Raw genomic sequence first — 22,054 nt, forward strand, 5'->3', positions numbered from 1 at the left:
CCCCGCGATGGCGTTGATGCCATCGCGGGGCAAGCCCGCTCCCACGAACTTCAATGACCTTTGCCGGCCGCCGCCGGCGCCTTGCCGGCGCGCATCTGCTGCAATAACGGCGTGCATTGGTTCGGCTCATCCCCGCTGCTCGGCGCGATCAGCGCCAACAGCCCCGCCGCCGGCCCGGCCACCACGCCAAGCGCCACCATCCCCGCGCCACGCAGCGCCAGCGGCACAGCCTGTACGCCGGCACTCGGCTTGGCGAACGGCCCACGCACATACAACGGCGAACGCAACGAGAACAGACGCAGGCCCTTGGACTCGGGGGTGATCTTCAGGTCCAGTTGCTCACTGGCGAAGTTGGCCGTGCCGTTGATGTAGATGATCGCGTTCTCGGTGTCGAAGACGAACAAGCGGGTGGTGGCCAGGCCATCCTTGATCCCGACGTCCGCCGCGGCGCAGTTGATCTTCACATCTTCATCGCCGAACAGCTTGCCGACCACGTAGTTGCCGACGTTGAGCCCGGCGATCTCCATCAGGCTGCGGCTGATTGCGCCATCATTGATCAGCAGGCGCAGATCCCCGCTGGAAGTGCCCAGCAGTGCCGCCACCGAGTTGCCCCGGCCACTGATGTCGGCATCGCCGTTGAGTTCACCGAAGCTGGTCTGCATCGGCGCGAAGCTGGGGAACAGCTGCTTGAGCTTGAAGCCACGCGCGGTCAGCCGGGCGCGGCCCTGCAACGGCGCGCTGCGTCCGTCCAGGCGGATGTTGGAATCGAGGTTGCCGCCGGCTACGCCAAAGCGCAGCGGCTCCAGGCGCAGCAGGCCGTCCTCGAGGATCACATGGGCGGACAGGTCGTTGAACGGCAGCTTCTCGCTGTGCACGATGCGCTTGCCGGCGAAGGTCACATCGGCATCCATGGCCCGCCAGCGCTCGGTGCGGAACTCTTCGACCGGCAGCACCTTGCCGGCCGGCTGCTTGCTGGCGCCGCCGCGGGCCTTCTGCTCGCTGTTGGAGTCGGCGCCGATCAGCGGCGCCAGGTCCTTGAACAGCAGCTGGTTGGACACCAGGTTGCCGGAGAGCTTCGGCCGGGGCTGGCTGGCGACGAAGGCCAGGTCGCCGTGGATGTCGCTGTCGCCGATCTTGCCGTTGAAGCCTTCGTAGCGGAACTGCGCCCCCTCGGCGGCATGCAGGTTGGCGGTCAGATGACCATCGGTGGCGTATGGGGGCGTATCGGGCAAGGTCACGCCGGTCAGCGGGTAGAGGTTGCCCAGGCTGCTGCCGGAAAGCTTCAGGCGCAGGTCGAGGGCGCCGAGGTTGCGTGGATCGGTCAGGGTCCCGGCCAGCGCGACCCGGGTGTCGCCGATACGCACGTCGGCCTGTAGCGGAAACGGCTGGCTGGTGTCCTGCAGCGCCAGCAGGCCGCCGATCTTGCCGGTGCCGGCCACCGCCAGGCCCTTGTAGCGGCCCTGGGCCTTGAAACCGAAGGCGTAGTCCTGGGCATTGCCGGCCTTCTCGGCGCGGGCCTTGCCAACGATGTCGCTGAACGGGATCGGCTTGCCCAGCGGATCGACCTGCACCTTCATGCTGGTCTTCAGCGTCTGGTCGTCGAAGCTGACGTTGCCTTGGTCGAAACCAATGGCGCCGATGTCCAACACCCACTTCGACGGCTCTTCGTTCTCGTCCTTGGGCCCGAAATCGAACACCCAGTTGGCCCGGCCATCGGCCTGCCGGGCAAGGCTGGCGCTGGGCTTGACCAGGTCGATGCGCGGAATGCTGATGCGTTGGACGATCAGCGGCAACGGCGCCAGGCGAAAGTCCACGCGCTCCAGGGCGACCATATGCGGCGCCTTGAGCCAATCGGGGTTGCCCAGGGTGAGGTCTTCGGCGGTGAAGTGCGGCCACGGCACGAAGGCGCGCCAGCCGCCTTCCTCGGGCTCGGTGCGCCAGTGCACGGCGAGGTTGCCGTTGATCGCGAAGGGCCGGTGCAGGGCTTCGGAGACTTTCTCGTTAAGCAGCGGCTTGACGCGGTTCCAGTCGAAAGTGGCGATCACCACCACCAGGATCGCCAGCAGGGTGGCGAGGGTGGCGAAGGTCCAGATGAGGATTCTGGCAGGGCGCGTCATTGCATGGTTCTCCTGACTGCATGGCACTCATTATGTCGGACTGATGAAAAACCGCCGGGTTTAATCCGTGCGCCATGATAACCAGGATTTTCCTGACGCCTTTCTCAGCTTTTCGTCCATGGACAGCGGCAGTGTTACCGGGGATCAAGCGTGCCTCAGCGCTTGCAAAACACCTGAAAACATTGATTCAGAGCCTTCCGCGCACAGTATCAATCCCGTCGATTGTTACCATTATCCTGATGAACTTTTCTCTGGAGTTACCAGGCGTAGCATTGGCTTCGTACCCACTTTCCAGCCCCCCCGAGGAGCACCGAATCATGAAACGCCATCTGCTGCTGAGCCTGACCCTGTCCGTACTTGCCGCCAACGCCTTCGCCCTGCCAGCCGAAGACCAGCACCTGAGCGCTGAATCGCGCTCCAGCGCCGCCGCCGTCAGCCAACCGCTGAACACTCTGGCAGAAGGTGGCGCCGAGCGCCTGCAGGAACGCGCAGGCCGCCTGGCCGAAGGCGGTTCCGAGCGCCTGCTCGAACGTAACAACCGTGTCGCCGAAGGTGGCTCGGATCGCCTGATCGAACGCAACGACCGCGTTGCCGAGGGCGGCTCCGATCGCCTGATCCAACGCAATGACCGCGTCGCCGAAGGGGGCTCCGATCGCCTGATCCAACGCAATGACCGTGTCGCAGAAGGTGGCGCCGATCGCCTCAACGAACGCAACAACCGTGTAGCCGAAGGTGGCTCGGATCGTCTGGTCGAACTCAGCCGTGTGAGCTGATCGCCATGGCCGAAAACAACAACCCGCCCCACTGCGCCTGCTCCCCTCCAAGCCCGGTCCATTGACCGGGCTTTGTTTTTTTATCCAGAATGCCCAGTCGTACAGTCATAGAATCCTGTCCCATGCTGCCGCGCGCCGAACAGAAGTTACAAACCCGCCAGGCCCTGCTGGATGCCGCCTGCCTGCTCATGGAGAGCGGCCGTGGCTTCGGCAGCATCAGCCTGCGCGAGGTGGCCAAGGCCGCGGGCATCGTGCCCACCGGCTTCTACCGCCACTTCCCCGACATGGATGCCCTGGGCCTGGCCCTGGTCGCCGAGGTGGACACCACCTTCCGCCAGACCATTCGCCTGGTGCGCCAGAATGAATTCGAACTGGGCGGCATCACCGACGCCTCGGTGCGCATCTTCCTCGACGTGGTCATCGCCCACCGGGCGCAGTTCCTGTTCCTAGCCCGCGAGCAATATGGCGGCTCGCAACCGGTACGCCAGGCCATCGCCCGCCTGCGCCAGGACATCAGCAGCGACCTGGCCACGGACCTGGCGCGCATGCCGCGCTGGCAGCACCTGGACGGCGCCGCCCTGGCGGTAATGGCCGACCTGGTGGTCAAGACCGTGTTCGCCACCTTGCCCGAACTGATCGACAGTCCCGAGCCGGGTCATCCACAGGCGCTGACACCGCAGGAAAAGATCACCCAGCAGTTGCGCTTCATCTTCGTCGGCGCGCGGCACTGGCAGGGGCTGGGTAATCCCGGCTGACGCTTTCGCCCAGATCGGATCATGTGCGCGGGCAGCGTGGGAGCGGGCTTGCCCCGCGATGGCGCTATCGCGGGGCAAGCCCGCTCCCACGCTGCCCGCGCACACGAAGCACTGGCCACTTCTGCTACCATGGCGCCCTGCCCGACCGTCACGAGCGCGACCATGTCCGACCCCCGCCCCGCATTGACCCGTTTCCAACAGCACTTCGCCGAGCGCATCGTGCCGCTGTGGCAGGGCCCTGGCTGGAACGCCGACATGGCCCTGCCGTACGAAGCCCTGGACACCCAGCATCGGCCACTGCCGGTGCAGCGCTACCGGGCCATGGCCTGCGCCCGTCAGCTGTACCTGTTCAGCAGCCGCATCGAGCAACCGGGCGCCGCCGAACGCGCCGCCGCGCTGCTGCGTTCACTGCAGAAGCACTTCCACGACGCCGAGCACGGCGGCTGGTTCTACAGCATCGACGCCCAGGGCAAGCCACTGGACCGGCGCAAGGACCTCTACACCCACGCCTTCATCGTGTTCGCTTGCGCCCATTACTGGGGCAAGGTGGGCGAAGGCCTGGTGGAGGCCACGCTCAACGGCGCCCTCGAAGTCGTTGCCGAGCAGTTCGCCCGCGACGATGGCCTGTACGAGGCCAGCCTCGGTGAGGACTGGTCGGATTTGGGCAGCGGCCCGCTGCAGAACCCGCAGATGCACCTGGCCGAGGCCTTTCTCCAGGTGCTGGCCGTGCGCGAAGACGACGAGGTTCGCCAGTCGCTGCTGGAGCTGTGCGACGCGCTGCAGGCGCAGTTCATCGAGCCGAGCCACGGCCTGATGCTGGAAAAACCGCGTGGGGCTGTGGATAACTGGTTCGAGCCAGGCCACCAGTTCGAATGGTTCTACCTGCTGGATACCTCGCCATTGCTGCGCGGCACGGCGCTGCACGCCTCCATCGAGCGGGCCTTCGACTTTGCCGAACAGTACGGAGTGAAGGATACGGCGGTGCTGGCGATGCTGGACGTGGACGGCCAGGTCATCGACGCGACACAGCGGATCTGGGCGCAGGCGGAGTACCTGCGGGCACTGGCCTTGCGGCCGGGAAGCGAGGCACGGTTGCTGGCACAGCTAGCGGCGCTGGAGTCACGCTTTCTGCATGAAGGCGGCTGGCATGAGTGCCGCGATGGCGCGGGGGCGGTGAGCCGCCATGACATGCCTTCGACCACGCCCTACCACCTGGCGACTTGCCTGGAAGGCCTGCAGCGCCTGATCTGAGGTTGTCGCGGATGTGTCCGTGAGGGGCGCGAGGCGCCCCTGCGATGCATCAGGTCTGTCAGGCCCTCAGACGTAGTCATCGTCCGAGAAGAAGCCGCCATCGTCATTGCTGTAACCGGCATCGGCATAACCGCCCTGGTCATTGCCCCAGCCCCCGCTGTCCGCCACCTGGCGCTGGCTGTCCTGGTCATTCCAGCCACCCGCGTCGCTGGCCGGCGCCGGTGCTTCCTTGATCACCTCGACGATCTCCTCAGGCTGCGAGTTGTGGTTGAACAGGCTGCTGATGCCCTGGGCCAGCAACACGCCACCGGCCACACCCGCGGCGGTCTGCATGGCACCGCCGAGGAAGCTGCTGGCGCCACTGCGCGCCGGGGCGGGCGCCGCGCCGAAGCCCGGCTGCTGCGGTGGCGGGGCATAGGCCTGGGGCGCCGGTTCACGCCAGCCACCCGCAGAAGTCGGCGGCGGCGCGACCGGGCGCTGCGGCTCTGGATTGCGGGCTCCCGCGCCAAAGATGCTGGAGAGGAAACCACCGCCACTGCTGGGGCGGCTCGCATCCAGTTGCGCGCGAGCCTGGCGCAGTTCGGCCTCGAGCTGCTTGTTCTGCTCGTCCAGGCGCTTGATCGCCGTCTCCTGGACCAGGATCGCCTGGGCCATGTAGTAAGGCGCCGCCGGCTGCTGGCGCAGGTGCTCCTCGATGCGCGCCTGGGCCTGGGCATCGCGCGGCTGGGCCGGGTCCTCGGCTTGCTTGAGACGGCCGAACAGGCCATCGATCAGGGTTTGTTCTTCAGTGTTCATCGGGGCAACCTCGTGCGCTGAACAGGACATCGGACAGCGTCAAAGATGGAGGCCCGGGCTTGGCGATTCAATTGTCCGGGCCATGAAACTTTTTTCAGCAAGCGGGCCGACTGGGCTAAAGTTACGCCCTGCTTTTTCTGCCATGCGATGTTGACCGATGAATCCGCTGAGCGTTCTGCGCGACTCCCTGTACTTCTTCCGCCGTCACCTGACGAGCATCCTCCAGCTGTGCCTGCCTTTGGTGGTACTGGAGGCCCTCGGTACCCAGTTGCTCTACAGCCAGCTGGGCGAGCAGGCCTCACCGGCCTACGGCATGCTCGTCAGCCTGCTGTTCTACCCGCTGTACAGCGCCGCGCTGATCCTCTACCTCGACACCCGCAGCAACGGCCTGGACACCGCCAAGCGCGACCTGTTCGCCCGCGCCCTGCAACTGTGGCCGATGCTGGCCCTGCTGATCGTGATCAGTTCGCTGCTGATCATGGCGGGCCTGGCGCTGCTCATCTTCCCCGGCGTGTGGATCATGGTGAACCTGGTGTTCGCCGAGTACCTGCTGGTGCTGCGCGGCCTGCCGGTGATCGAGTCGATGCGCACCAGCGCGCGCATGACCACCGGGCATTTCCTGCGCATCATGGTCTGCATGCTGTCGGTGCTGGCGCCGCTGTGGCTGATCGACGGCCTGCTGCTGCAGCTGTTCCCCGAGCCGCAGCCTGGTGTGCAACTGGCCCTGGACAGCCTCAGCGGCTTCCTGCAGTTGTTCAGCACCGTGGTGCTGTACCGCCTGTTCATGCTGCTCGAGGGAGAAGCCGGCGCCTGAGGCCGGCATTCCCCAGGCGTCAGGCTTTCCTTGGCTTGGCCCTGGCCGTGGCCTCCGCCACCAGTGGATCGTCCGGCCAGTAGTGCTTGGGATAGCGCCCTTTCAGGTCCTTCTTCACCTCGGCATAGGTGGTGCGCCAGAAGTTGGCCAGGTCCTGGGTCACCTGCACCGGCCGGCGCGCCGGCGACAGCAGGTGCAGCTTGACCTGCTGGCGGCCATTGGCGATGCGCGGGGTGTCGGCCAGGCCGAACAGCTCCTGCAGGCGCACGGCGAGGATCGGTGGCTGCTCGCTGTAGTCCAGGCGAATGCTGGAGCCCGAGGGCACGGCCAGGTGTGATGGCGCCAGCTCGTCCAGACGCTGTGGCAGCGGCCAGGGCAGCAGGTTGCGCAGCATCGAGGGCAGGTCCAGGCTGGCGAAATGGCTCAGCCGCGACACCTTGCCCAGATAAGGTTGCAACCAGTCTTCCAGGTTGGCGAGCAAGGCGTCGTCACCCAGGTCGGGCCACTCGCTGTGGCCGTCCTTTTCCAGGTCCAGCTGACGCAACATAGCGACACGGGCCTGCCACTGGCGCAGTTCCGGGGTCCAGGTCAGCAAGTTCAGGCCCTTGCGCCGCACCAGCCCCAGCAAAGCCCGGGCCCGTGCGTCGTCATCCAGCTCCGGCAGCGGCTCGCGGCTGAGCACCAGTTCGCCGACCTTGCGCTGGCGCTCGGCGCGCAGCACCTGTTCACGCTCGTCCCAATCGAGCAGGTCGAACTGCTCCACCTGCTCGGCCAGCACACCGTCGAATAGCGCCGGATCGAACTCGGCGGCCAGGTAGATGCGCTCCTCACGCTGCCCCTGGCGGCTGCCCAGGTCGGCGATCACCAGCCACGGGCTTTTCATCAGTGCATCAGCTTCGGCGAACAGCGCCGCACGGCCATTGGCCAGGCGGTACTCGGCGCCGCCTTCGCGACGCTGCTGCGCCACCCGGTCGGGGTAGGCCAGCGCCAGCACCGCACCCAGCCAGCGGGGATGATCGGGGTCGGCGACCGGGCTGCGCGGTTTGCCACGCAACTGGCCGCGGTACTGCCGGGCCAGTTGCCGGGCGCGCTGCACGCCGCCTTGCCCGCCACGGGAGGCGCGGCTTTCGCCGCTGAGCAGGGCCAACCGGCTATGCAGGTCGGCACCGCCGCCGCGCAGGATGTCGCGCTCGCCCAGCAACGCGGCGACATCGCAGGCCATGTCGGCCAATCCGAGGTCCTGGCCGCGCAGCAGCAGGTGGGCGATGCGCGGATGCGCAGGCAGCTCGGCCATGGCCTGGCCATGGGTGCTCAGGTTGTCGCGGCACCCGGGCTTGAAGGCACCGAGCCGGGCCAGCAGGTCCTGGGCCTGGCCGTAGGCAGCGGCCGGTGGCTGGTCGAGCCAGCTGAGCTGCTCCGGCGGCACGCCCCAGCGCGCCAGTTGCAGGGCCAGCCCGGCCAGGTCGGCCTGGAGGATCTCGGCGCTGCCGTGGGCCGCCAATTGGTCGTGTTGCGCCTCGGACCACAGTCGAAAGCACACGCCGGGTTCAAGGCGCCCGGCTCGCCCGGCACGCTGGGTGGCGCTGGCGCGGGAAATACGCTGGGTGTCCAGGCGGGTCATGCCGCTGCCGGGGTCGAAGCGCGGCACCCGCGCCAGACCTGCGTCGATCACCACGCGCACACCGTCGATGGTCAGGCTGGTTTCGGCGATATTGGTGGCCAGCACCACCTTGCGCTGGCCCTTGGGCGCCGGCTCGATGGCGGCGCGCTGGGCGCTCAGGTCAAGCTCGCCGTGCAACGGGCAGAGCAGGATGTCCGGACGCTCGCCCACGGCCTCCTGCAGCGCCTGGTGCACACGGCGGATCTCGGCCTGTCCGGGCAGGAACACCAGCAAGCTGCCGGATTCGTCGGCCAGGGCCTGGAGCACGCAGTCGACCACGCGCGGCTCGACAAACTCGCCAGGCTGCCAGGGGCGGCTCCAGCGGATATCCACCGGATGCATGCGCCCCTGGCTGCTGACGATCGGCGCGTCGTCGAGCAGGCGCGACAACCGCTCGCCCTCCAGCGTCGCCGACATCAGCAGGATCTTCAGAGGCGGCTCGTCGCGCAACAGCGACCGGCCGTTGAGGCTCAGGGCCAGGGCCAGGTCGGCATCCAGGCTGCGTTCGTGGAACTCGTCGAAGATCAGCAGCCCCACGCCATCCAGCGCAGGATCCGCCTGCAGGCGGCGGGTGAGGATGCCCTCGGTGACCACTTCGATGCGCGTGTTCGGGCCGACCTTGCTGTCCAGGCGGATGCGGTAGCCCACGGTTTCGCCAACCTTCTCGCCCAGTTCGCTGGCCAGGCGTTCGGCGGCGGCGCGGGCGGCCAGGCGCCGGGGCTCGAGCATGAGGATGGTCTGCCCCCGCAGCCAGGGCTCAGCGAGCAGGGCCAGTGGCACGCGGGTGGTCTTGCCGGCGCCGGGCGGCGCCTCGAGCACCGCTTCGTCACGTTCGGCCAGGGCCTGGCGCAGGTCGGACAGTACGGCATCGATCGGTAATGAAATCATGGTGGTCCTCGAACAATCGACCGAGTATAACGGCGAACCGAGGCTGCCCTATCATGGTCTTAAGCTCAGGCGCAGGCGATTGCCGCGCCGTTGTTTGTCGTTATCTTCCGGAGATTCACATGCGCATCCCTTCCCGCGTCATCGGTGGCGCCCTCATCGCCACCCTGCTGACCCAGCTGACGGCCTGCGGCACCCTGTTCTACCCCGACCGTCGCGGCCAGATCGAAGGCAAGATCGATCCGGTGGTCGCGGCGCTGGATGCCATCGGTATCCTGTTCTATGTCATTCCCGGCCTGATCGCCTTCGGCATCGACTTCGCCACGGGTGCCATCTACTACCCCGGGGGCACCACGGCCCATGTCGACCCGGCCAAGCTCAAGCCGGCGATCAATGCCGATGGCCAGGTCGACCGGACCAAACTGCAGGCTATCCTTGAAAGCGAACTGGGCCAGCGCCTGCCGCTGAACGACCCGCGGCTGATCCAGCACCGCGGCAGTGTCGAGCAACTGGCCAGCTACGGCCTGGTACCTGCGGCCTGACCTGATCCGGATGATCCCCTGCGCATGACCGCCACCGCCGAACATCAACGCCTGCTGCGCCTGGCCACCCGCGCCTCGCTGAGCGTCGCCTGCATCCTGGTGCTGAGCAAGGCCGTGGCCTGGTGGCTGAGCGGCTCAGTCAGCCTGCTGGCCGGGCTGACCGACTCGGCACTGGATGCCGCCGCCTCCTTTCTCAACCTGCTGGCGGTGCATTATGCGCTGCGCCCGGCCGATGACGATCACCGCTTCGGCCACGGCAAGGCCGAAGCCCTGGCTGGCATGGCCCAGGCGCTGTTCATCGGGGTCAGCGCGGTGCTGATCGGGGTGCAGGCGTATGAGCGGCTGAAGTCGCCGGAACCCCTGGGCGACACCGCCGCCGGCATCGCGGTAATGCTGCTGTCACTGGCGCTGACCGTGGCGCTGCTGGCCTTCCAGCGCAAGGTGATCCGCCTGACCGGCTCCACCGCCGTGCGCGCGGACTCACTGCACTACCGCTCCGACCTGCTGCTCAACGCCAGCATCCTGCTGGCGCTGCTGCTGGCCCGCTTCGGCTGGCCGCAGCTCGACGCCCTGTTCGGCCTGGGGATCGCCCTGTACATCCTGTGGAGCGCACTGCAGATCGCCCGCGAGAGCACGGCGATCCTGATGGACAAGGAACTGCCGGCCGATATCGGCGAGCGCATGCTGGAGGTGGTGCTGGCGATCCCCGGGGTGAAGGGGGTGCACGACCTGCGCACGCGGGTGTCCGGCAGCCAGTGGTTCGTGCAACTGCACCTGGAGCTGCCCGGCGACATGCCGCTGCATGCCGCCCATGAGCTGTGCGTGCAGGCCTCGCACGTCATTCGCCAGCGCTACCCGCGGGCCGATGTGATGGTTCACGCCGACCCGGTGTAGCCCGTTATCGCGAATACCCCGTCAATTGATGCTGTAGCCGCGCCCGCTCAGGCACGCCCCCAACGCCCGTCGATAGTTGTCCGTCACATTGGCCGGCGGTGCATAGCTGGCGGTCGCCGGATCGAAGCCCGACTGGCTCACCGCCCAGCGATGGCATTGATAGCGGTCCTGCTCCTGCTGCTCCGGCCCCTGGCCGTACATCGGATAGGCGATCACATCGTAGCCGCTGCCCTGCTGCGGCATTGGCGCAGGCGCCACGGCGGGCGGGTTGACCACCACGTACTCGCGGCTGTTGGCCTGGTATTGGTAATACGTGTCGGCCACCAGGAAGAACAGCGCACCGCTCAGCCACACTTCACGGGCATAGGACGGCAGGTAGTCGACCCGTACACCGTAGGGCGGCGTGACCACCACGTAGCCGCCGCCATGGGGCCGGTACCAGTAGCCGCCGGAGTAGAAGTAGTCCTGCCCGCGGTACGGCACTTTCCAGTAACGGTCCGGGAAGCGCTCGACGGTATGCCCGGGATGGTACTGCGGCCCTGGCCCCCAGCCATTGCCATGCCCATCGGGCCGGCCGGACCAGTCACCGCCGGGGCGCTGACCCGGACCACCCGCTTCCCAGTAACGGTTGTCGCCGTAGCGACGGGGAATGTCCTGGTAGTAGCCTTGGCGTGGCGGTTGCGTCTGGCGCACTTCATCACGCGAATTGAGCGGTGATCCACGCCGTTCGCCACCGCCCTGCTCCTGCTGGCCGCCACGACCGTCATGCCCTTCTCCAGGCCCCTCGGCCAGGGCGCCCAGGCTGATGCCCAGGCCCAGCAAACCAACACCTGCCAACCGCCAGATGCGCGAACCCATGTTGTTCCTCTCGATTGAAACGCCCGCCATTATCGTCGGCAGTCTACTCCGCAGAACACGACCGGCAGATTAAATTAGCCAACAACCTGGTGCGCCAACTGCTCGAAGACCTGCATTGGCTGCTCGCGGGCCTGGCAAGCGCAGCCCGCGGCGCAATAAAAAAGGGAGGCCTTGCGGCCTCCCTTCGGGAATTGTCGTCCGTGCTCGGCGCTTGTGGCACCGGCTCACCTCGCGCCGTCTTCTGGACAGTGCGTAGCCCGGGGGCCTGGCGGATCCTGTTGGATGGCTGGCCGCGACCGCCCGCCTAGGGCGCGTCGCCGTGGACTGATGTCCGGGCAGTGATTCTGGTGATAAAGATAGGCCAGACGCCGGGGCAGAGGATTGCGAATATTGCTCTGATAAATAGCGCTTGCGCAATTTTTCACTCAGGATCGATAATTCGCAGCAATCCGAACAGAAAAGGCCCTTTCCATGAGCAAGCTCGACCGCTACGACCTGAGCATCCTCGCCGAATTGCAGCGCGATGCGCGCATCTCCAACCAGGAACTGGCCGAACGCATCGGCCTGTCGCCTTCCCCATGCTCACGTCGGGTCAAGCAGCTCGAGGACGACGGCTACATCTCGCGCCAGGTGGCCCTGCTGGACCGCAAGAAGCTCGGCCTGAGCCTGACCGCCTATGTGCTGATCGGCATGGACCGGCACACGCCCGAGCGCTTCGAGACCTTCGAGGCGGCGATCCGCAGCCTGCCCCAGGTGCTCGAGTGCAGCCTGGTCACCGGGATGGACGCCGACTACCAGCTCAAGGTGGTGGTGCCGGACATGGACCACTACCAGAAACTGCTGCTGGGCAGCCTGACCCGTATCGAAGGCGTGACCAGCGTGCGCTCGAGCTTCGTGCTCAACCAGGTGCTGGCCAGCACCGAGCTGCCATTGACCCACCTGCGTTGAATCCTTGCGCGTGCGGCGTATGATCGGGGGCTCAATCTGCCTGGAGTGAACCGATGGATCCCGCAGTATTCGAAGAATGGATGATGATCGTCCTGGTCACCGTGTTGATCGGTTTCATGGGTTTCATCGTCTGGGACCTGGCGAAGAAGTCCAAGGCCGGGCGCTTTGGCACGCTGATCCTGTTCTTTGTGCTGGGCCTTGGCGTGCTGGCATTCATCATCAAGAGCGTGGTGGTGGGGTTTCTTGAGGGGGTGTAGCGGCCTGCCAACTCTCCCCTTCCTTGTAGGAGCGGCCTTGTGCCGCGAAAGGGCCGCGTAGCGGCCCCAGCAATTTTGCCTTGATGCTGAGATCGGGGGCCGCTACGCGCCCCTTTCGCGGCACAAGGCCGCTCCTACAGGGGACGCGTGCGGCTCAAAGCTTCGCCGGCACTTCGCGCCAGCAACCCTGGTCCAGCCCTTCGATCGTCCAGTCGCCAATCCGCACCCGCACCAGGCGCAAGGTCGGTAAGCCCACCGCCGCCGTCATCCGCCGCACCTGGCGATTACGCCCTTCACGGATCACCAACTCCAACCAGGTGGTTGGCACGCTCTTGCGAAAACGCACCGGCGGATTGCGCGGCCACAGCTCGGGCTCCTCGAGCAGACGCGCCTGGGCCGGCAACGTGGGCCCGTCGTTGAGCTCGACGCCATCACGCAAGCGCCGCAGTTGCTCTTCGCTCGGCTCGCCTTCCACCTGCACCCAGTAGGTCTTGGCCAGCTTGTGCTTCGGATCGGCGATGCGCGCCTGCAGGCGCCCGTCGTTGGTCAGCAACAGCAGGCCTTCGCTGTCGCGGTCCAGGCGGCCGGCCGGATAGATGCCGGGGATGTCGATGAAGTCCTTGAGCGTGGCCCGCCCCTCGCCGTCGCTGAACTGGGTGAGCACATCGAACGGCTTGTTGAACAGGATCAGGCGCGGCTCGGCCGGCGGCGCCTTGGGCTGGCGACGCGGGCCGGTGGGCCGCGCCGCAGGGCGGCGCGGTGTGCTACGGGGTGGCAGGGACATGGATCCTCAGCGGAACGGCGGCTCATCGAAGCTGCGCAGTTTACGCGAGTGCAGCGAGTTGAGCTCGGTACGCAGCAGATCGAGGGCGGCGATGCCGATCTTCAGGTGCTGGCTGACCGCGCGGTTGTAGAAGGCGTTGGCCGAGCCCGGCAGCTTGATCTCGCTGTGCAGCGGCTTGTCGGAGACACACAGCAAGGTGCCGTACGGCACGCGCAGACGGTAGCCCTGGGCGGCAATGGTGCCGCTTTCCATGTCTACCGCCACGGCGCGGGACAGGTTGATCAACGGACGTTCCTGGGCCCAGCGCAGCTCCCAGTTGCGGTCGTCGTAGGTGAGCACGGTGCCGGTGCGCAGGCGCTTCTTGAGCTGCTCGCCACGCTCGCCAGTGACCTGCGCGGCCGCCTCCTGCAACGCCAGCTGCACCTCGGCCAGGGCCGGGATCGGGATATTCGGCGGCACCACGCGGTCGAGGATGCCGTCGCGGCGCATATAGGCGTGGGCCAACACGTAGTCACCGATAGTCTGCGACTGACGCAGGCCGCCGCAGTGGCCGATCATCAGCCAGCAGTGCGGGCGCAGCACCGCCAGGTGGTCGGTGATGTTCTTGGCGTTGGACGGGCCGACACCGATGTTGACCAGGGTCACGCCATCGCCATCGGCGGCGATCAGGTGATAGGCCGGCATCTGGTAGCGGTGCCAGACCACGCTGGCGACCAGGGCCTGGGCCTCGCCGTTGTCCATGCCCTTCTCGATGATCACGTTGCCCGGCAGGACCATGCGCACGAAGCGTGGGTCCTCGCGCAACTGCTCGAGGCCATGGGCGATGAACTGGTCGACGTAGCGGTGGTAGTTGGTGAGAAGGATCCACGGCTGCATGTGCCGCCAGTCGCTGCCGGTGTAGTGCACCAGGCGGCGCAGGGAGAAGTCCACGCGGGCGGCGTCGAACAGCGCCAGCGGCAGGGTCTCGGCGCTTTCCCAGTCGTACAGGCCATCGGCGGTGTTATCGGTGGCCGCCGACAGGTCGGTGCTGGGGAACACCCGCGCCAGTTGCGCGGCGGTGATGCCGCTGCCGGCCAGCTCGTCGCCCTGGTCAACCACGTAGGGGTACGGGATGTTCTGCTCGCTGACACCGACTTCCACGGTCACGGTGTAGTCGTGCATCAACGGGCGCAGTTGCTCGAGCAGGTAGCCACGGAACGCCGCGGGCTGGGTGACGGTGACGCTGTAGGTGCCGTCCACCTGGACCTTGGCGTAGGCGCGGGTGGTGGCGGCGACTTCGCCTTGGCTGGAGTAGGTCAGGCGCAGGGCCGGGTAGCGGAACAACACACGTTCCTCGTGGCCCGGCTCGGTACGGTCCTTGAGGTAGCGCTTGAGGGCCTGGCTCAGGGCCCCGGTGGCCTGTTCGTGCAAGGCCGCCAGACGGTCGACGGCCTGTTCGGGGGTATCAACGACTACAAACGCTTGGCTCACGCTGGGCTTCCTGTCTTATGGAATGCATGACAGCCATCTTGCCTGCGTTGCTGGGCAAATACATCCCCAGTGTCGGTGCTAAGCAATTCCCTGTAGGAGCGGCCTTGTGCCGCGAAAGGGCTGCGCAGCAGCCCCAGCAATTTCCGCCTTGACCGCTGAGATCTGGGGCTGCCTTGCAGCCCTTTCGCGGCACAAGGCCGCTCCTACAGGGGGATGAAGCCATCCTTCAACCGGCCCAGACAGGCGTTGCCCGGGCCACCAGCGCCTCGACATCCACGCCGCGCGGCAACGCGCCATACACCCGCCCGCCGCCGCCCAGGCGACTGCCGATGAACGCATCGCTCACTGTGGCGTTGCCTGCCTCGAGCAACAGCTTGGCCTGCAGCGCCACGGCGATGTCCTCGGTCAGTTGCCGGGCGCGGTACTGGATATCGCCGGTATCGGCGAAAGCGCCCTTGAGGTTACCGATGAACGCCGCCAGCCGTGGGTCGCCATGGCCGTCTCCCAGCTCGCTGAACAGCGCCTCAAGCACGCCCGGCTCTTTCGACAAGGCCCGCAGCACATCCAGGCACTGCACGTTGCCCGAGCCCTCCCAGGTCGAGTTGACCGGCGCCTCGCGGTACAGCCGTGGCAGGATGCTGTCCTCGACGTAGCCGGCGCCGCCCAGGCACTCGGCGGCCTCGTTGATCATCCCGGGGGCGCGCTTGCAGATCCAGTACTTGCCCACCGCCGTGACCAGGCGGGAAAAGTGCGCCTGCTGCGGGTCGTCGAGGCGGTCCAGGGCCTGGCCCATGCGCAGGCTCAGGGCCAGGGCGGCCTCGCTCTCCAAGGCCAGGTCGGCAAGCACGTTCTGCATCAGCGGCTGCTCGGCCAGCACCCGTCCGCCGACCTTGCGGTACGCGCAATGGTGCGCGGCCTGGGTCAGGGCCTGGCGCATCAGGGCGCTGGAACCGACCATGCAGTCGAAGCGGGTCATGGCCACCATCTCGATGATGGTCGGCACGCCGCGCCCCTCCTCGCCGACCATCCAGGCCAGGGCTCCGCGGAACTCCACCTCGCTGGAGGCGTTGGAACAGTTGCCCAGCTTGTTCTTCAGGCGTTGGATGTAGAACTGGTTGCGGTTGTCGTCGGGCCGGTGGCGCGGCAGCAGGAAGCAGCTCAGGCCCTTGTCGGTCTGGGCCAGGGTGAGAAAGGCGTCGCACATGGGCGCCGAACAGAACCACTTGTGGCCTACCAGCTCATAGGGCTGGCCCGGGCCGGGCGTGCCCACCGGGTAGGCGCGGGTGGTGTTGGCGCGCACGTCGGTGCCGCCCTGTTTCTCGGTCATGGCCATGCCGATGGTGACACCGGCCTTGTGCCGGTCGCCGACGTTGCGCGGGTCGTATTCGCGGGCGAGGACCTTCGGCAGCCAGTAGCCGGCAAGCTCGGGCTGCAGGCGCAGGGCCGGCACGGCGGCGAAGGTCATGGTCAGCGGGCAGCCGGTGCCGGCTTCAGCCTGGCTGTGCAGGTAGGTCATCGAGGCCCGCGCCACGTGGGCGCCGTCCCGTGGCTCGGCCCAGGGCAGCGAAGGCAGGCCGTGCTCGACGGCGGTGCGCATCAACTGGTGATAAGCGGGATGAAACTCCACCAGGTCGATACGATGGCCATAGCGGTCATGGCTGCTGAACTCGGGCTTGTGCGCGTTGGCCAGGAAACCCGCGGCCATCAGCGAGCCACCGGCCAGGGCACCATAGGCGTCGATCCGCGACTCGGCCCAGCCGGCGCCGAACCGGCGCGACCACTCCTGCAGGGGCTGGTCGAGGCGATACAGGTTGGCGCCGTCCAGGGACGGCGGCTGGTTGGTGACTTCGTGGGTTTCAGCGAACTGGTGCAGGTTCATTGGCGGCCTCCTGGATCCGTTCATGCCTGGATAACCCAGTGAAGCACCGCAGGCCCTCGAGTCAAAGTGACAAAACGGACTACATGGGGGCGCTTCGCGCCCTGATCGCGGGGCAAGCCCGCTCCCACGGGTACCGCGAAGGGTCCGTCAAAAGCGCTCCAGGCCTGATGCGGCACGCGCCGGTGGTACCTGCACCTGCGCCACCGCAAGGGCCAGGGTCAGCTCGAAGCGGCTGCCCAGACCCGGCGTCGACTCGTGGGACAACTGCGCGCCGATCAACTCGCCCAGTTGCCGGCAGATCGACAGGCCGATGCCCAGCCCGCCGTAGCGCCGGGTCATCGAACCGTCCATCTGGAAGAAACGCTGGTACAGCACCGCCTGGTCCAGATCGTCGAAGCCGATGCCGCTGTCACTGACCGTGAGGCTCAGGGCCAGGCTGTCCGGCCCGGTACGCCGGCCACGGGCCTGCACGGTGACGCCCCCCTGGTGGGTGAACTTCAGCCCGTTGTCCACCAGGCAGGCCAGGCAGCGGGCGAGCTTCTGCGCATCGCCGACCAGGCTGTCGGGCAGGTCGGCGGGGATGTCCAGGCTCAGGTACAGACCCTTGGCCAGCGCCTGGCTGGCATAGCCGGCGCGCAGCTCCTGGAGCAGGCGCCGCAGGCTGAACGCCATGCCCTGGTTGCGCAGGCGCCCGGCCTGCAGTTCGGTGAGGATGAGGATGTCATCGACCATCGCCATCATGTCCTGGGCAGAACCGGTGGCGGTGCGGTGATACTGGGCCTGCTCGGCGCTCATGGGCAGGGTATGCAGCAGCTCCAGCGAACCGATCACGCCGTTCATCGGCGTGCGCAGTTCATGGGTCACGGTGGCCAGGAACTCGTCCTTGAGCCGGTTGCTGCGCGCCAGCTGCAGGTTCAGTTGCTCCAGGGTGCGCCCGGTCTCGCGCAGGGTCTGGGCCTGCTGCTCGCGCAGGCTGTTGATGCGGTCGGCCAGGGCCAGCGACAGCAGCGCCACCTCCAGCGCCGAGCCGAGCTGGCTGGCGTACATGGTGATGAACACGTTGGGCAGGTAGCCCAGCACCATCAGGGTGTTGACCAGCCCGCCAGCGAGGAAGGCGGTCCAGGCGATGATGAACCAGCGCGCCACACGCAGTCCGCGCCACCAGGCATAGAGCCCGGCGCTGAAGATACTGACGGTGAACAGCAGCGCCAGCACCGTGGCCATGCGCAGCGCCACGCCGTAGCGCAGGGTCAGCGCCAGCACCATGACCAGCGCGCCACCGGCCATCAACCCTTTCAGCAGGCGGTCGAAGCCCCGGCTGAAGCTGTCCAGCTGCAGGAAGTGGCGGGCGAACTGGCAGCCGAACAGCCCGGCGGCACCGATGAACAACGGGGTGGCGGCGTTGGCCCACCATGGGCTGTCCGGCCAGAAATAGGCGATGCCGGCGCCGTTGACCGACACCTGGTAGAGACCGAACGAAGCGATATAAAGGATGTAGTACAGGTAACTGACATCACGCACGCTGAGGAAGATGAACAGGTTGTACACCAGCATCACCAGCAGTACGCCGTAGATCATGCCCAGCACATAAAGCCGGGTGGGCTGGTCCTCCAGGTAGGCCTCGGCCGACCACAATGTCAGCGGCGCCTGGATCGAGCCCTGGCTGTGCAGACGCAGGTAGGCGGTGGTCGCCTGGCCGGGTTGCAGCGGCAATTCGAACAGGTAGTTGTTCTGGCGGATTTCCCGGGTGGCATAGGGCAACGCGTCACCGGTGCGTCGTGCCAGGCGATAGGTGCCTTGCGCGTCCGGCAGGAAGAGTTCCAGGTGATCCAACGGCGGGTAGGCGAGTTCCAGCAACCACTGGCGTGGCGCGGCCGAAGGGGCGGCGGCATAGGCGAGATCGACCCGCAGCCAGAACACCGAGGTGGAGTAGCCCGCATTGAGCACTTCGTCCTGATGTGCCTGGAAACGCCCGGAAAACGCCGCGGAACTCACCTGGGCGATGCTGGCGCTGCCCTCTTGGTCTTCATAGACCTGCATGTACCGGCCCAGCGGCAAGCGCCCGGTGGCGTTGTCGAATTCGACCGCTCCGGCCAGCATGGGCAAGCAGCCCAGAAGCACAATCAGCAAATAGCGCATACAGCCCCAGCATGGCCTGTGCGGTCGCGTCGCGGTTGCCTCCCATCCCTTTGAGACGACGTGATCCGGCAGAACCCATTTATCGAGTTATCCGAGCACTCTAGCATAGCCTCCCGCACTGACCAGCAGCTACTGGCAATTTGCATGCAGAGGCTCTAGAACGCATGTTTCAGAATATACAACCAGCCCAACCTGACCACTTGATCAGCAATTCTCTCGCCGCGAGCGAACCGCAGAAAAAGGTTTGGTGATAAGCTCGCCGACCATGAATACCTACAGCTCCCGCCCCGTTGTCCTCTGTCTCTCCGGCCACGACCCCAGTGGTGGCGCCGGGCTGCAGGCAGATATCGAAGCCCTGATCGCCCAAGGCTGTCACGCCGCGCCCGCCGTGACCGCCCTGACCGTGCAGGATACCGTCAACGTTTCCGACTTCCGCGTGCTTGACCGCGAGTGGGTGCTGGCCCAGGCCAATGCCGTGCTGACCGACTCCACGGTAGCCGCGGTCAAGCTGGGCATGCTCGGCTCGATCGAGATGGTCGACACCGTCGCCGAACTGCTCGCCGCCCATCCGCACCTGCCACTGGTCTGCGACCCGGTGCTGCGCGCCGGCGGCGGCGGTCGCCTGGGCAAGGACGAGGTCGGCTACGCGCTGCGCGAGCGCCTGCTGCCACTGGCCACCATCGCCACGCCGAACCTGCCGGAGGCGCGTATCCTGGCGGAACTGCCTGAAGGCACGGCGGACGAGTGCGCCGAGAAGCTGCTGCCGTTCTGTAGACACCTGCTGATCACCGGCGGTCACGGCGACGAAGTGGAAATCCACAACCGCCTGTACAGCCGCGACGGCCAGCAGCACACCTGGACCTGCCAGCGCCTGCCGGGCAGCTATCACGGCTCGGGCTGCACCCTGGCCAGCGCCCTGGCCGGTCGCCTGGCCTTGGGCGAACACCTGGAGAGCGCCGTGCGCAGTGCCCTGGACTACACCTGGCGGACCCTGCGCGACGCCGAGCAACTGGGCAAGGGCCAGTACGTGCCGCGCCGCCTGCCCCTGGATTTCTGTTCCTGACTCGAGGCCATCCGATGACGCTCCGCGGTCTGTATGCCATCACCGACAGCCAGCTGCTCGCCGGCCGTTTCCTGAGCCATGTCGAGGCGGCACTCGAAGGCGGTGTCTGCCTGCTGCAGTACCGCGACAAGAGCGACGACGCCGGGCGTCGCCTGCGCGAAGCTGAAGCGCTGACGAAGCTCTGCGAACGCTACGGCACTCAGCTGATCATCAACGACGACGCCGAACTGGCCGCGCGCCTGGGTGTCGGCGTGCACCTGGGCCAGACCGACGGCCCGCTCACCCCGGCCCGCGCCCTGCTCGGCCGCCAGGCGATCATCGGCTCGACCTGCCACGCCAGCCTCGACCTCGCGCAGCAGGCCGCCAGCGAGGGCGCAAGCTATGTCGCCTTCGGCCGCTTCTTCAATTCCGTCACCAAACCAGGCGCGCCCGCCGCCGGTGTCGAACTGCTGGAACAGGCCCGCGCCCAGATCAAGTTGCCGATCGCGGTGATCGGCGGCATCACCCTCGACAACGCCGCCCCGCTGATCGCCCATGGCGCCGACCTGCTGGCGGTGATCCACGGCCTGTTCGGTGCCGACAGCGCGCAGGAAGTCACCCGCCGCGCCCGCGCCTTCAATGCCCTGTTCGCTTCCTGATTTCGAGAGAAGATCCCATGTCCCGTTCCGAAGAACTGTTTGCCCAAGCCCAGAAACACATCCCCGGTGGCGTCAACTCGCCCGTGCGCGCCTTCAAGAGCGTCGGCGGCACGCCGCTGTTCTTCAAGCACGCCGAAGGCGCCTACGTCATCGATGAAGACGACAAGCGCTATGTCGACTATGTCGGTTCCTGGGGCCCGATGATCCTCGGCCACGGCCATCCCGATGTGCTGAATGCCGTGCGCCGACAACTCGAGCACGGCCTGTCCTATGGCGCGCCGACGGCCATGGAAACCGAGATGGCCGATCTGGTCTGCTCGATCGTGCCGTCGATGGAAATGGTGCGCATGGTCAGCTCCGGCACCGAGGCCACCATGAGCGCCATCCGTCTGGCCCGTGGCTACACCGGCCGCGACGCCATCATCAAGTTCGAAGGCTGCTACCACGGCCACTCCGACAGCCTGCTGGTCAAGGCCGGCTCCGGCCTGCTGACCCAGGGCGTACCGAGCTCGGCCGGGGTGCCGGCGGACTTCGCCAAGCACACCCTGACCCTGCCGTTCAACGATATCGCCGCCGTCGAGAAGACCCTCGCCGAGGTTGGCCAGACCGTGGCCTGCATCATCGTCGAGCCAGTGGCCGGCAACATGAACTGCGTACCGCCGGCGCCAGGCTTCCTCGAAGGCCTGCGCGCGCTGTGCGACAAACACGGCGTGGTACTGATCTTCGATGAAGTGATGACCGGCTTCCGTGTGTCGCTGGGCGGCGCCCAAGGCCACTACGGCATCACCCCGGACCTGTCGACCTTCGGCAAGATCGTCGGCGGCGGCATGCCGGTCGGCTGCTTCGGCGGCAAGCGCGAGATCATGGGCTGCATCGCCCCGCTCGGCCCGGTCTACCAGGCCGGTACGCTGTCGGGCAACCCGCTGGCCATGGCCGCAGGCCTGACCACCCTGAAGCTGATCAGCCGCCCGGGCTTCCATGACGAGCTGAGCGCCTTCACCAGCCGCATGCTCGATGGCCTGCAACAGCGCGCCGATGCCGCTGGTATCCCGTTCGTCACCACCCAGGCGGGCGCCATGTTCGGCCTGTACTTCAGCGGCGCCGACGACATCGTCACCTTCGACGACGTGATGGCCAGCGACGCCGAGCGCTTCAAGCGCTTCTTCCACCTGATGCTCGACGGCGGCGTGTACCTGGCGCCAAGCGCCTTCGAGGCGGGCTTCACCTCCATCGCCCATGGCGACAAGGAGCTGCAGATCACCCTGGATGCGGCCGAGCGGGCGTTCGCCAAGCTGAAGTAAGCCTTCACACCGCCCAGGTAGGAGCGGCCTTGTGCCGCGAAAGGGCTGCGAAGCAGCCCCTGGAATTTCAGCCTTGATGCGAATAATGCCGGGGCTGCTTCGCAGCCCTTTCGCGGCACAAGGCCGCTCCTACACAGTCAGCCGATTCGCCAGCAGGACAGAAATTCGAGTAAAACTTTGTAAGGTAGGCGCTGCTTATCCCATAATGTGCCACCAGAGACATTGGCCGTA

General features: G+C 66.7%; 19 protein-coding genes. 11 read left to right on the top strand and 8 right to left on the bottom strand.

All coding sequences use genetic code 11. The annotated features are described in order from the left end of the window. Positions 1 to 50 precede the first annotated feature (50 nt). Positions 51 to 2,117 carry an AsmA family protein gene (locus LU671_RS27870; RefSeq protein WP_232857678.1) on the bottom strand — a complete coding sequence of 689 codons (2,067 nt, stop codon included), beginning with the start codon at positions 2,115 to 2,117 and terminating at the stop codon, positions 51 to 53. Between the two features lie 317 nt (positions 2,118 to 2,434). On the opposite strand from LU671_RS27870, the gene LU671_RS27875 reads away from it, so the two are divergent. The 3 genes from LU671_RS27875 to LU671_RS27885 all read left to right on the top strand — a co-directional run bounded on the left by LU671_RS27875 (position 2,435) and on the right by LU671_RS27885 (position 4,896). Next, on the top strand, positions 2,435 to 2,890 hold the full coding sequence (locus LU671_RS27875) for a phage infection protein (protein WP_203648138.1): 456 nt from the start codon (positions 2,435 to 2,437) through the stop codon (positions 2,888 to 2,890). A gap of 122 nt (positions 2,891 to 3,012) precedes the next feature. Further along, positions 3,013 to 3,645: a TetR family transcriptional regulator gene (locus LU671_RS27880; protein ID WP_110734940.1), complete on the top strand. Its 633-nt coding sequence runs from the start codon at positions 3,013 to 3,015 to the stop codon at positions 3,643 to 3,645. A 162-nt stretch (positions 3,646 to 3,807) separates the two neighbouring features. After that, on the top strand, positions 3,808 to 4,896 hold the full coding sequence (locus tag LU671_RS27885) for an AGE family epimerase/isomerase (protein WP_232857683.1): 1,089 nt from the start codon (positions 3,808 to 3,810) through the stop codon (positions 4,894 to 4,896). A gap of 66 nt (positions 4,897 to 4,962) precedes the next feature. On the opposite strand, the gene LU671_RS27890 is transcribed toward LU671_RS27885, so the two are convergent. Further along, positions 4,963 to 5,691, bottom strand: coding sequence for a DUF2076 domain-containing protein (locus LU671_RS27890; protein ID WP_232857685.1), 729 nt, complete (start codon positions 5,689 to 5,691; stop codon positions 4,963 to 4,965). 157 nt (positions 5,692 to 5,848) lie between these two features. Here LU671_RS27890 and LU671_RS27895 point away from each other — a divergent pair, with 157 nt between their 5' ends. Further along, complete coding sequence (locus LU671_RS27895; RefSeq protein ID WP_232857686.1) at positions 5,849 to 6,505, top strand: hypothetical protein; 657 nt, start codon at positions 5,849 to 5,851, stop codon at positions 6,503 to 6,505. A gap of 19 nt (positions 6,506 to 6,524) precedes the next feature. Here the strand turns inward: LU671_RS27895 and hrpB are convergent, their stop codons facing one another. Further along, entirely contained in the window at positions 6,525 to 9,053 is a 2,529-nt protein-coding gene (gene hrpB, locus LU671_RS27900; protein WP_232857688.1) for an ATP-dependent helicase HrpB, read from the bottom strand. Between the two features lie 119 nt (positions 9,054 to 9,172). On the opposite strand from hrpB, the gene LU671_RS27905 reads away from it, so the two are divergent. After that, positions 9,173 to 9,592 (top strand): hypothetical protein, encoded by a 420-nt coding sequence (locus tag LU671_RS27905; protein ID WP_050707034.1) that lies wholly within the window; start codon positions 9,173 to 9,175, stop codon positions 9,590 to 9,592. Positions 9,593 to 9,616: 24 nt separating this feature from the next. Then, a complete protein-coding gene (locus LU671_RS27910; protein WP_232857690.1) occupies positions 9,617 to 10,486 on the top strand; it encodes a cation diffusion facilitator family transporter in 870 nt (289 codons plus the stop codon). A gap of 21 nt (positions 10,487 to 10,507) precedes the next feature. Here the strand turns inward: LU671_RS27910 and LU671_RS27915 are convergent, their stop codons facing one another. Further along, a complete protein-coding gene (locus LU671_RS27915; RefSeq protein ID WP_203648144.1) occupies positions 10,508 to 11,344 on the bottom strand; it encodes a DUF6515 family protein in 837 nt (278 codons plus the stop codon). Between the two features lie 471 nt (positions 11,345 to 11,815). Between LU671_RS27915 and LU671_RS27920 the strand changes: the two genes are divergently transcribed. Continuing rightward, entirely contained in the window at positions 11,816 to 12,292 is a 477-nt protein-coding gene (locus LU671_RS27920) for an Lrp/AsnC family transcriptional regulator (protein WP_011535815.1), read from the top strand. 53 nt (positions 12,293 to 12,345) lie between these two features. Further along, a complete protein-coding gene (locus LU671_RS27925) occupies positions 12,346 to 12,549 on the top strand; it encodes a DUF2788 domain-containing protein (protein WP_023378567.1) in 204 nt (67 codons plus the stop codon). A 154-nt stretch (positions 12,550 to 12,703) separates the two neighbouring features. Here the strand turns inward: LU671_RS27925 and LU671_RS27930 are convergent, their stop codons facing one another. From LU671_RS27930 to LU671_RS27945, 4 genes are all read right to left on the bottom strand, one after another. Beyond that, positions 12,704 to 13,333 (bottom strand): pseudouridine synthase, encoded by a 630-nt coding sequence (locus tag LU671_RS27930; protein WP_232857691.1) that lies wholly within the window; start codon positions 13,331 to 13,333, stop codon positions 12,704 to 12,706. Positions 13,334 to 13,339: 6 nt separating this feature from the next. After that, on the bottom strand, positions 13,340 to 14,803 hold the full coding sequence (gene amn / locus LU671_RS27935) for an AMP nucleosidase (RefSeq protein WP_232857692.1): 1,464 nt from the start codon (positions 14,801 to 14,803) through the stop codon (positions 13,340 to 13,342). Positions 14,804 to 15,029: 226 nt separating this feature from the next. Beyond that, on the bottom strand, positions 15,030 to 16,682 hold the full coding sequence (locus tag LU671_RS27940; RefSeq protein ID WP_232857693.1) for an acyl-CoA dehydrogenase family protein: 1,653 nt from the start codon (positions 16,680 to 16,682) through the stop codon (positions 15,030 to 15,032). A gap of 147 nt (positions 16,683 to 16,829) precedes the next feature. Then, positions 16,830 to 18,821 carry a sensor histidine kinase gene (locus tag LU671_RS27945; protein ID WP_232857696.1) on the bottom strand — a complete coding sequence of 664 codons (1,992 nt, stop codon included), beginning with the start codon at positions 18,819 to 18,821 and terminating at the stop codon, positions 16,830 to 16,832. Between the two features lie 265 nt (positions 18,822 to 19,086). Here LU671_RS27945 and LU671_RS27950 point away from each other — a divergent pair, with 265 nt between their 5' ends. The 3 genes from LU671_RS27950 to hemL are packed head-to-tail and all read left to right on the top strand — an operon-like array spanning position 19,087 to position 21,823. Then, complete coding sequence (locus LU671_RS27950) at positions 19,087 to 19,884, top strand: hydroxymethylpyrimidine/phosphomethylpyrimidine kinase (protein WP_232857699.1); 798 nt, start codon at positions 19,087 to 19,089, stop codon at positions 19,882 to 19,884. 14 nt (positions 19,885 to 19,898) lie between these two features. Further along, entirely contained in the window at positions 19,899 to 20,522 is a 624-nt protein-coding gene (gene thiE, locus LU671_RS27955) for a thiamine phosphate synthase (RefSeq protein ID WP_232857701.1), read from the top strand. 17 nt (positions 20,523 to 20,539) lie between these two features. Next, on the top strand, positions 20,540 to 21,823 hold the full coding sequence (hemL, locus tag LU671_RS27960) for a glutamate-1-semialdehyde 2,1-aminomutase (RefSeq protein ID WP_232857702.1): 1,284 nt from the start codon (positions 20,540 to 20,542) through the stop codon (positions 21,821 to 21,823). The last annotated feature ends 231 nt before the right edge of the window (positions 21,824 to 22,054 follow it).

Source organism: Pseudomonas sp. NMI760_13, assembly GCF_021283245.1.
GTDB classification, from domain to species: domain Bacteria; phylum Pseudomonadota; class Gammaproteobacteria; order Pseudomonadales; family Pseudomonadaceae; genus Aquipseudomonas; species Aquipseudomonas peradeniyensis.

Excerpts from the sequence above, each read along its gene's own strand:
- LU671_RS27880 (WP_110734940.1), top strand. The coding sequence starts at position 3,013 with ATGCTGCCGCGCGCCGAACAGAAGTTACAAACCCGCCAGGCCCTGCTG.
- LU671_RS27915 (WP_203648144.1), bottom strand. The coding sequence starts at position 11,344 with ATGGGTTCGCGCATCTGGCGGTTGGCAGGTGTTGGTTTGCTGGGCCTG.
- LU671_RS27905 (WP_050707034.1), top strand. The coding sequence starts at position 9,173 with ATGCGCATCCCTTCCCGCGTCATCGGTGGCGCCCTCATCGCCACCCTG.
- LU671_RS27940 (WP_232857693.1), bottom strand. The coding sequence starts at position 16,682 with ATGAACCTGCACCAGTTCGCTGAAACCCACGAAGTCACCAACCAGCCG.
- hrpB (WP_232857688.1), bottom strand. The coding sequence starts at position 9,053 with ATGATTTCATTACCGATCGATGCCGTACTGTCCGACCTGCGCCAGGCC.
- thiE (WP_232857701.1), top strand. The coding sequence starts at position 19,899 with ATGACGCTCCGCGGTCTGTATGCCATCACCGACAGCCAGCTGCTCGCC.
- LU671_RS27930 (WP_232857691.1), bottom strand. The coding sequence starts at position 13,333 with ATGTCCCTGCCACCCCGTAGCACACCGCGCCGCCCTGCGGCGCGGCCC.
- LU671_RS27870 (WP_232857678.1), bottom strand. The coding sequence starts at position 2,117 with ATGACGCGCCCTGCCAGAATCCTCATCTGGACCTTCGCCACCCTCGCC.
- LU671_RS27910 (WP_232857690.1), top strand. The coding sequence starts at position 9,617 with ATGACCGCCACCGCCGAACATCAACGCCTGCTGCGCCTGGCCACCCGC.
- LU671_RS27925 (WP_023378567.1), top strand. The coding sequence starts at position 12,346 with ATGGATCCCGCAGTATTCGAAGAATGGATGATGATCGTCCTGGTCACC.
- LU671_RS27885 (WP_232857683.1), top strand. The coding sequence starts at position 3,808 with ATGTCCGACCCCCGCCCCGCATTGACCCGTTTCCAACAGCACTTCGCC.
- LU671_RS27875 (WP_203648138.1), top strand. The coding sequence starts at position 2,435 with ATGAAACGCCATCTGCTGCTGAGCCTGACCCTGTCCGTACTTGCCGCC.
- LU671_RS27895 (WP_232857686.1), top strand. The coding sequence starts at position 5,849 with ATGAATCCGCTGAGCGTTCTGCGCGACTCCCTGTACTTCTTCCGCCGT.
- LU671_RS27945 (WP_232857696.1), bottom strand. The coding sequence starts at position 18,821 with ATGCGCTATTTGCTGATTGTGCTTCTGGGCTGCTTGCCCATGCTGGCC.
- LU671_RS27950 (WP_232857699.1), top strand. The coding sequence starts at position 19,087 with ATGAATACCTACAGCTCCCGCCCCGTTGTCCTCTGTCTCTCCGGCCAC.
- LU671_RS27920 (WP_011535815.1), top strand. The coding sequence starts at position 11,816 with ATGAGCAAGCTCGACCGCTACGACCTGAGCATCCTCGCCGAATTGCAG.
- hemL (WP_232857702.1), top strand. The coding sequence starts at position 20,540 with ATGTCCCGTTCCGAAGAACTGTTTGCCCAAGCCCAGAAACACATCCCC.
- LU671_RS27890 (WP_232857685.1), bottom strand. The coding sequence starts at position 5,691 with ATGAACACTGAAGAACAAACCCTGATCGATGGCCTGTTCGGCCGTCTC.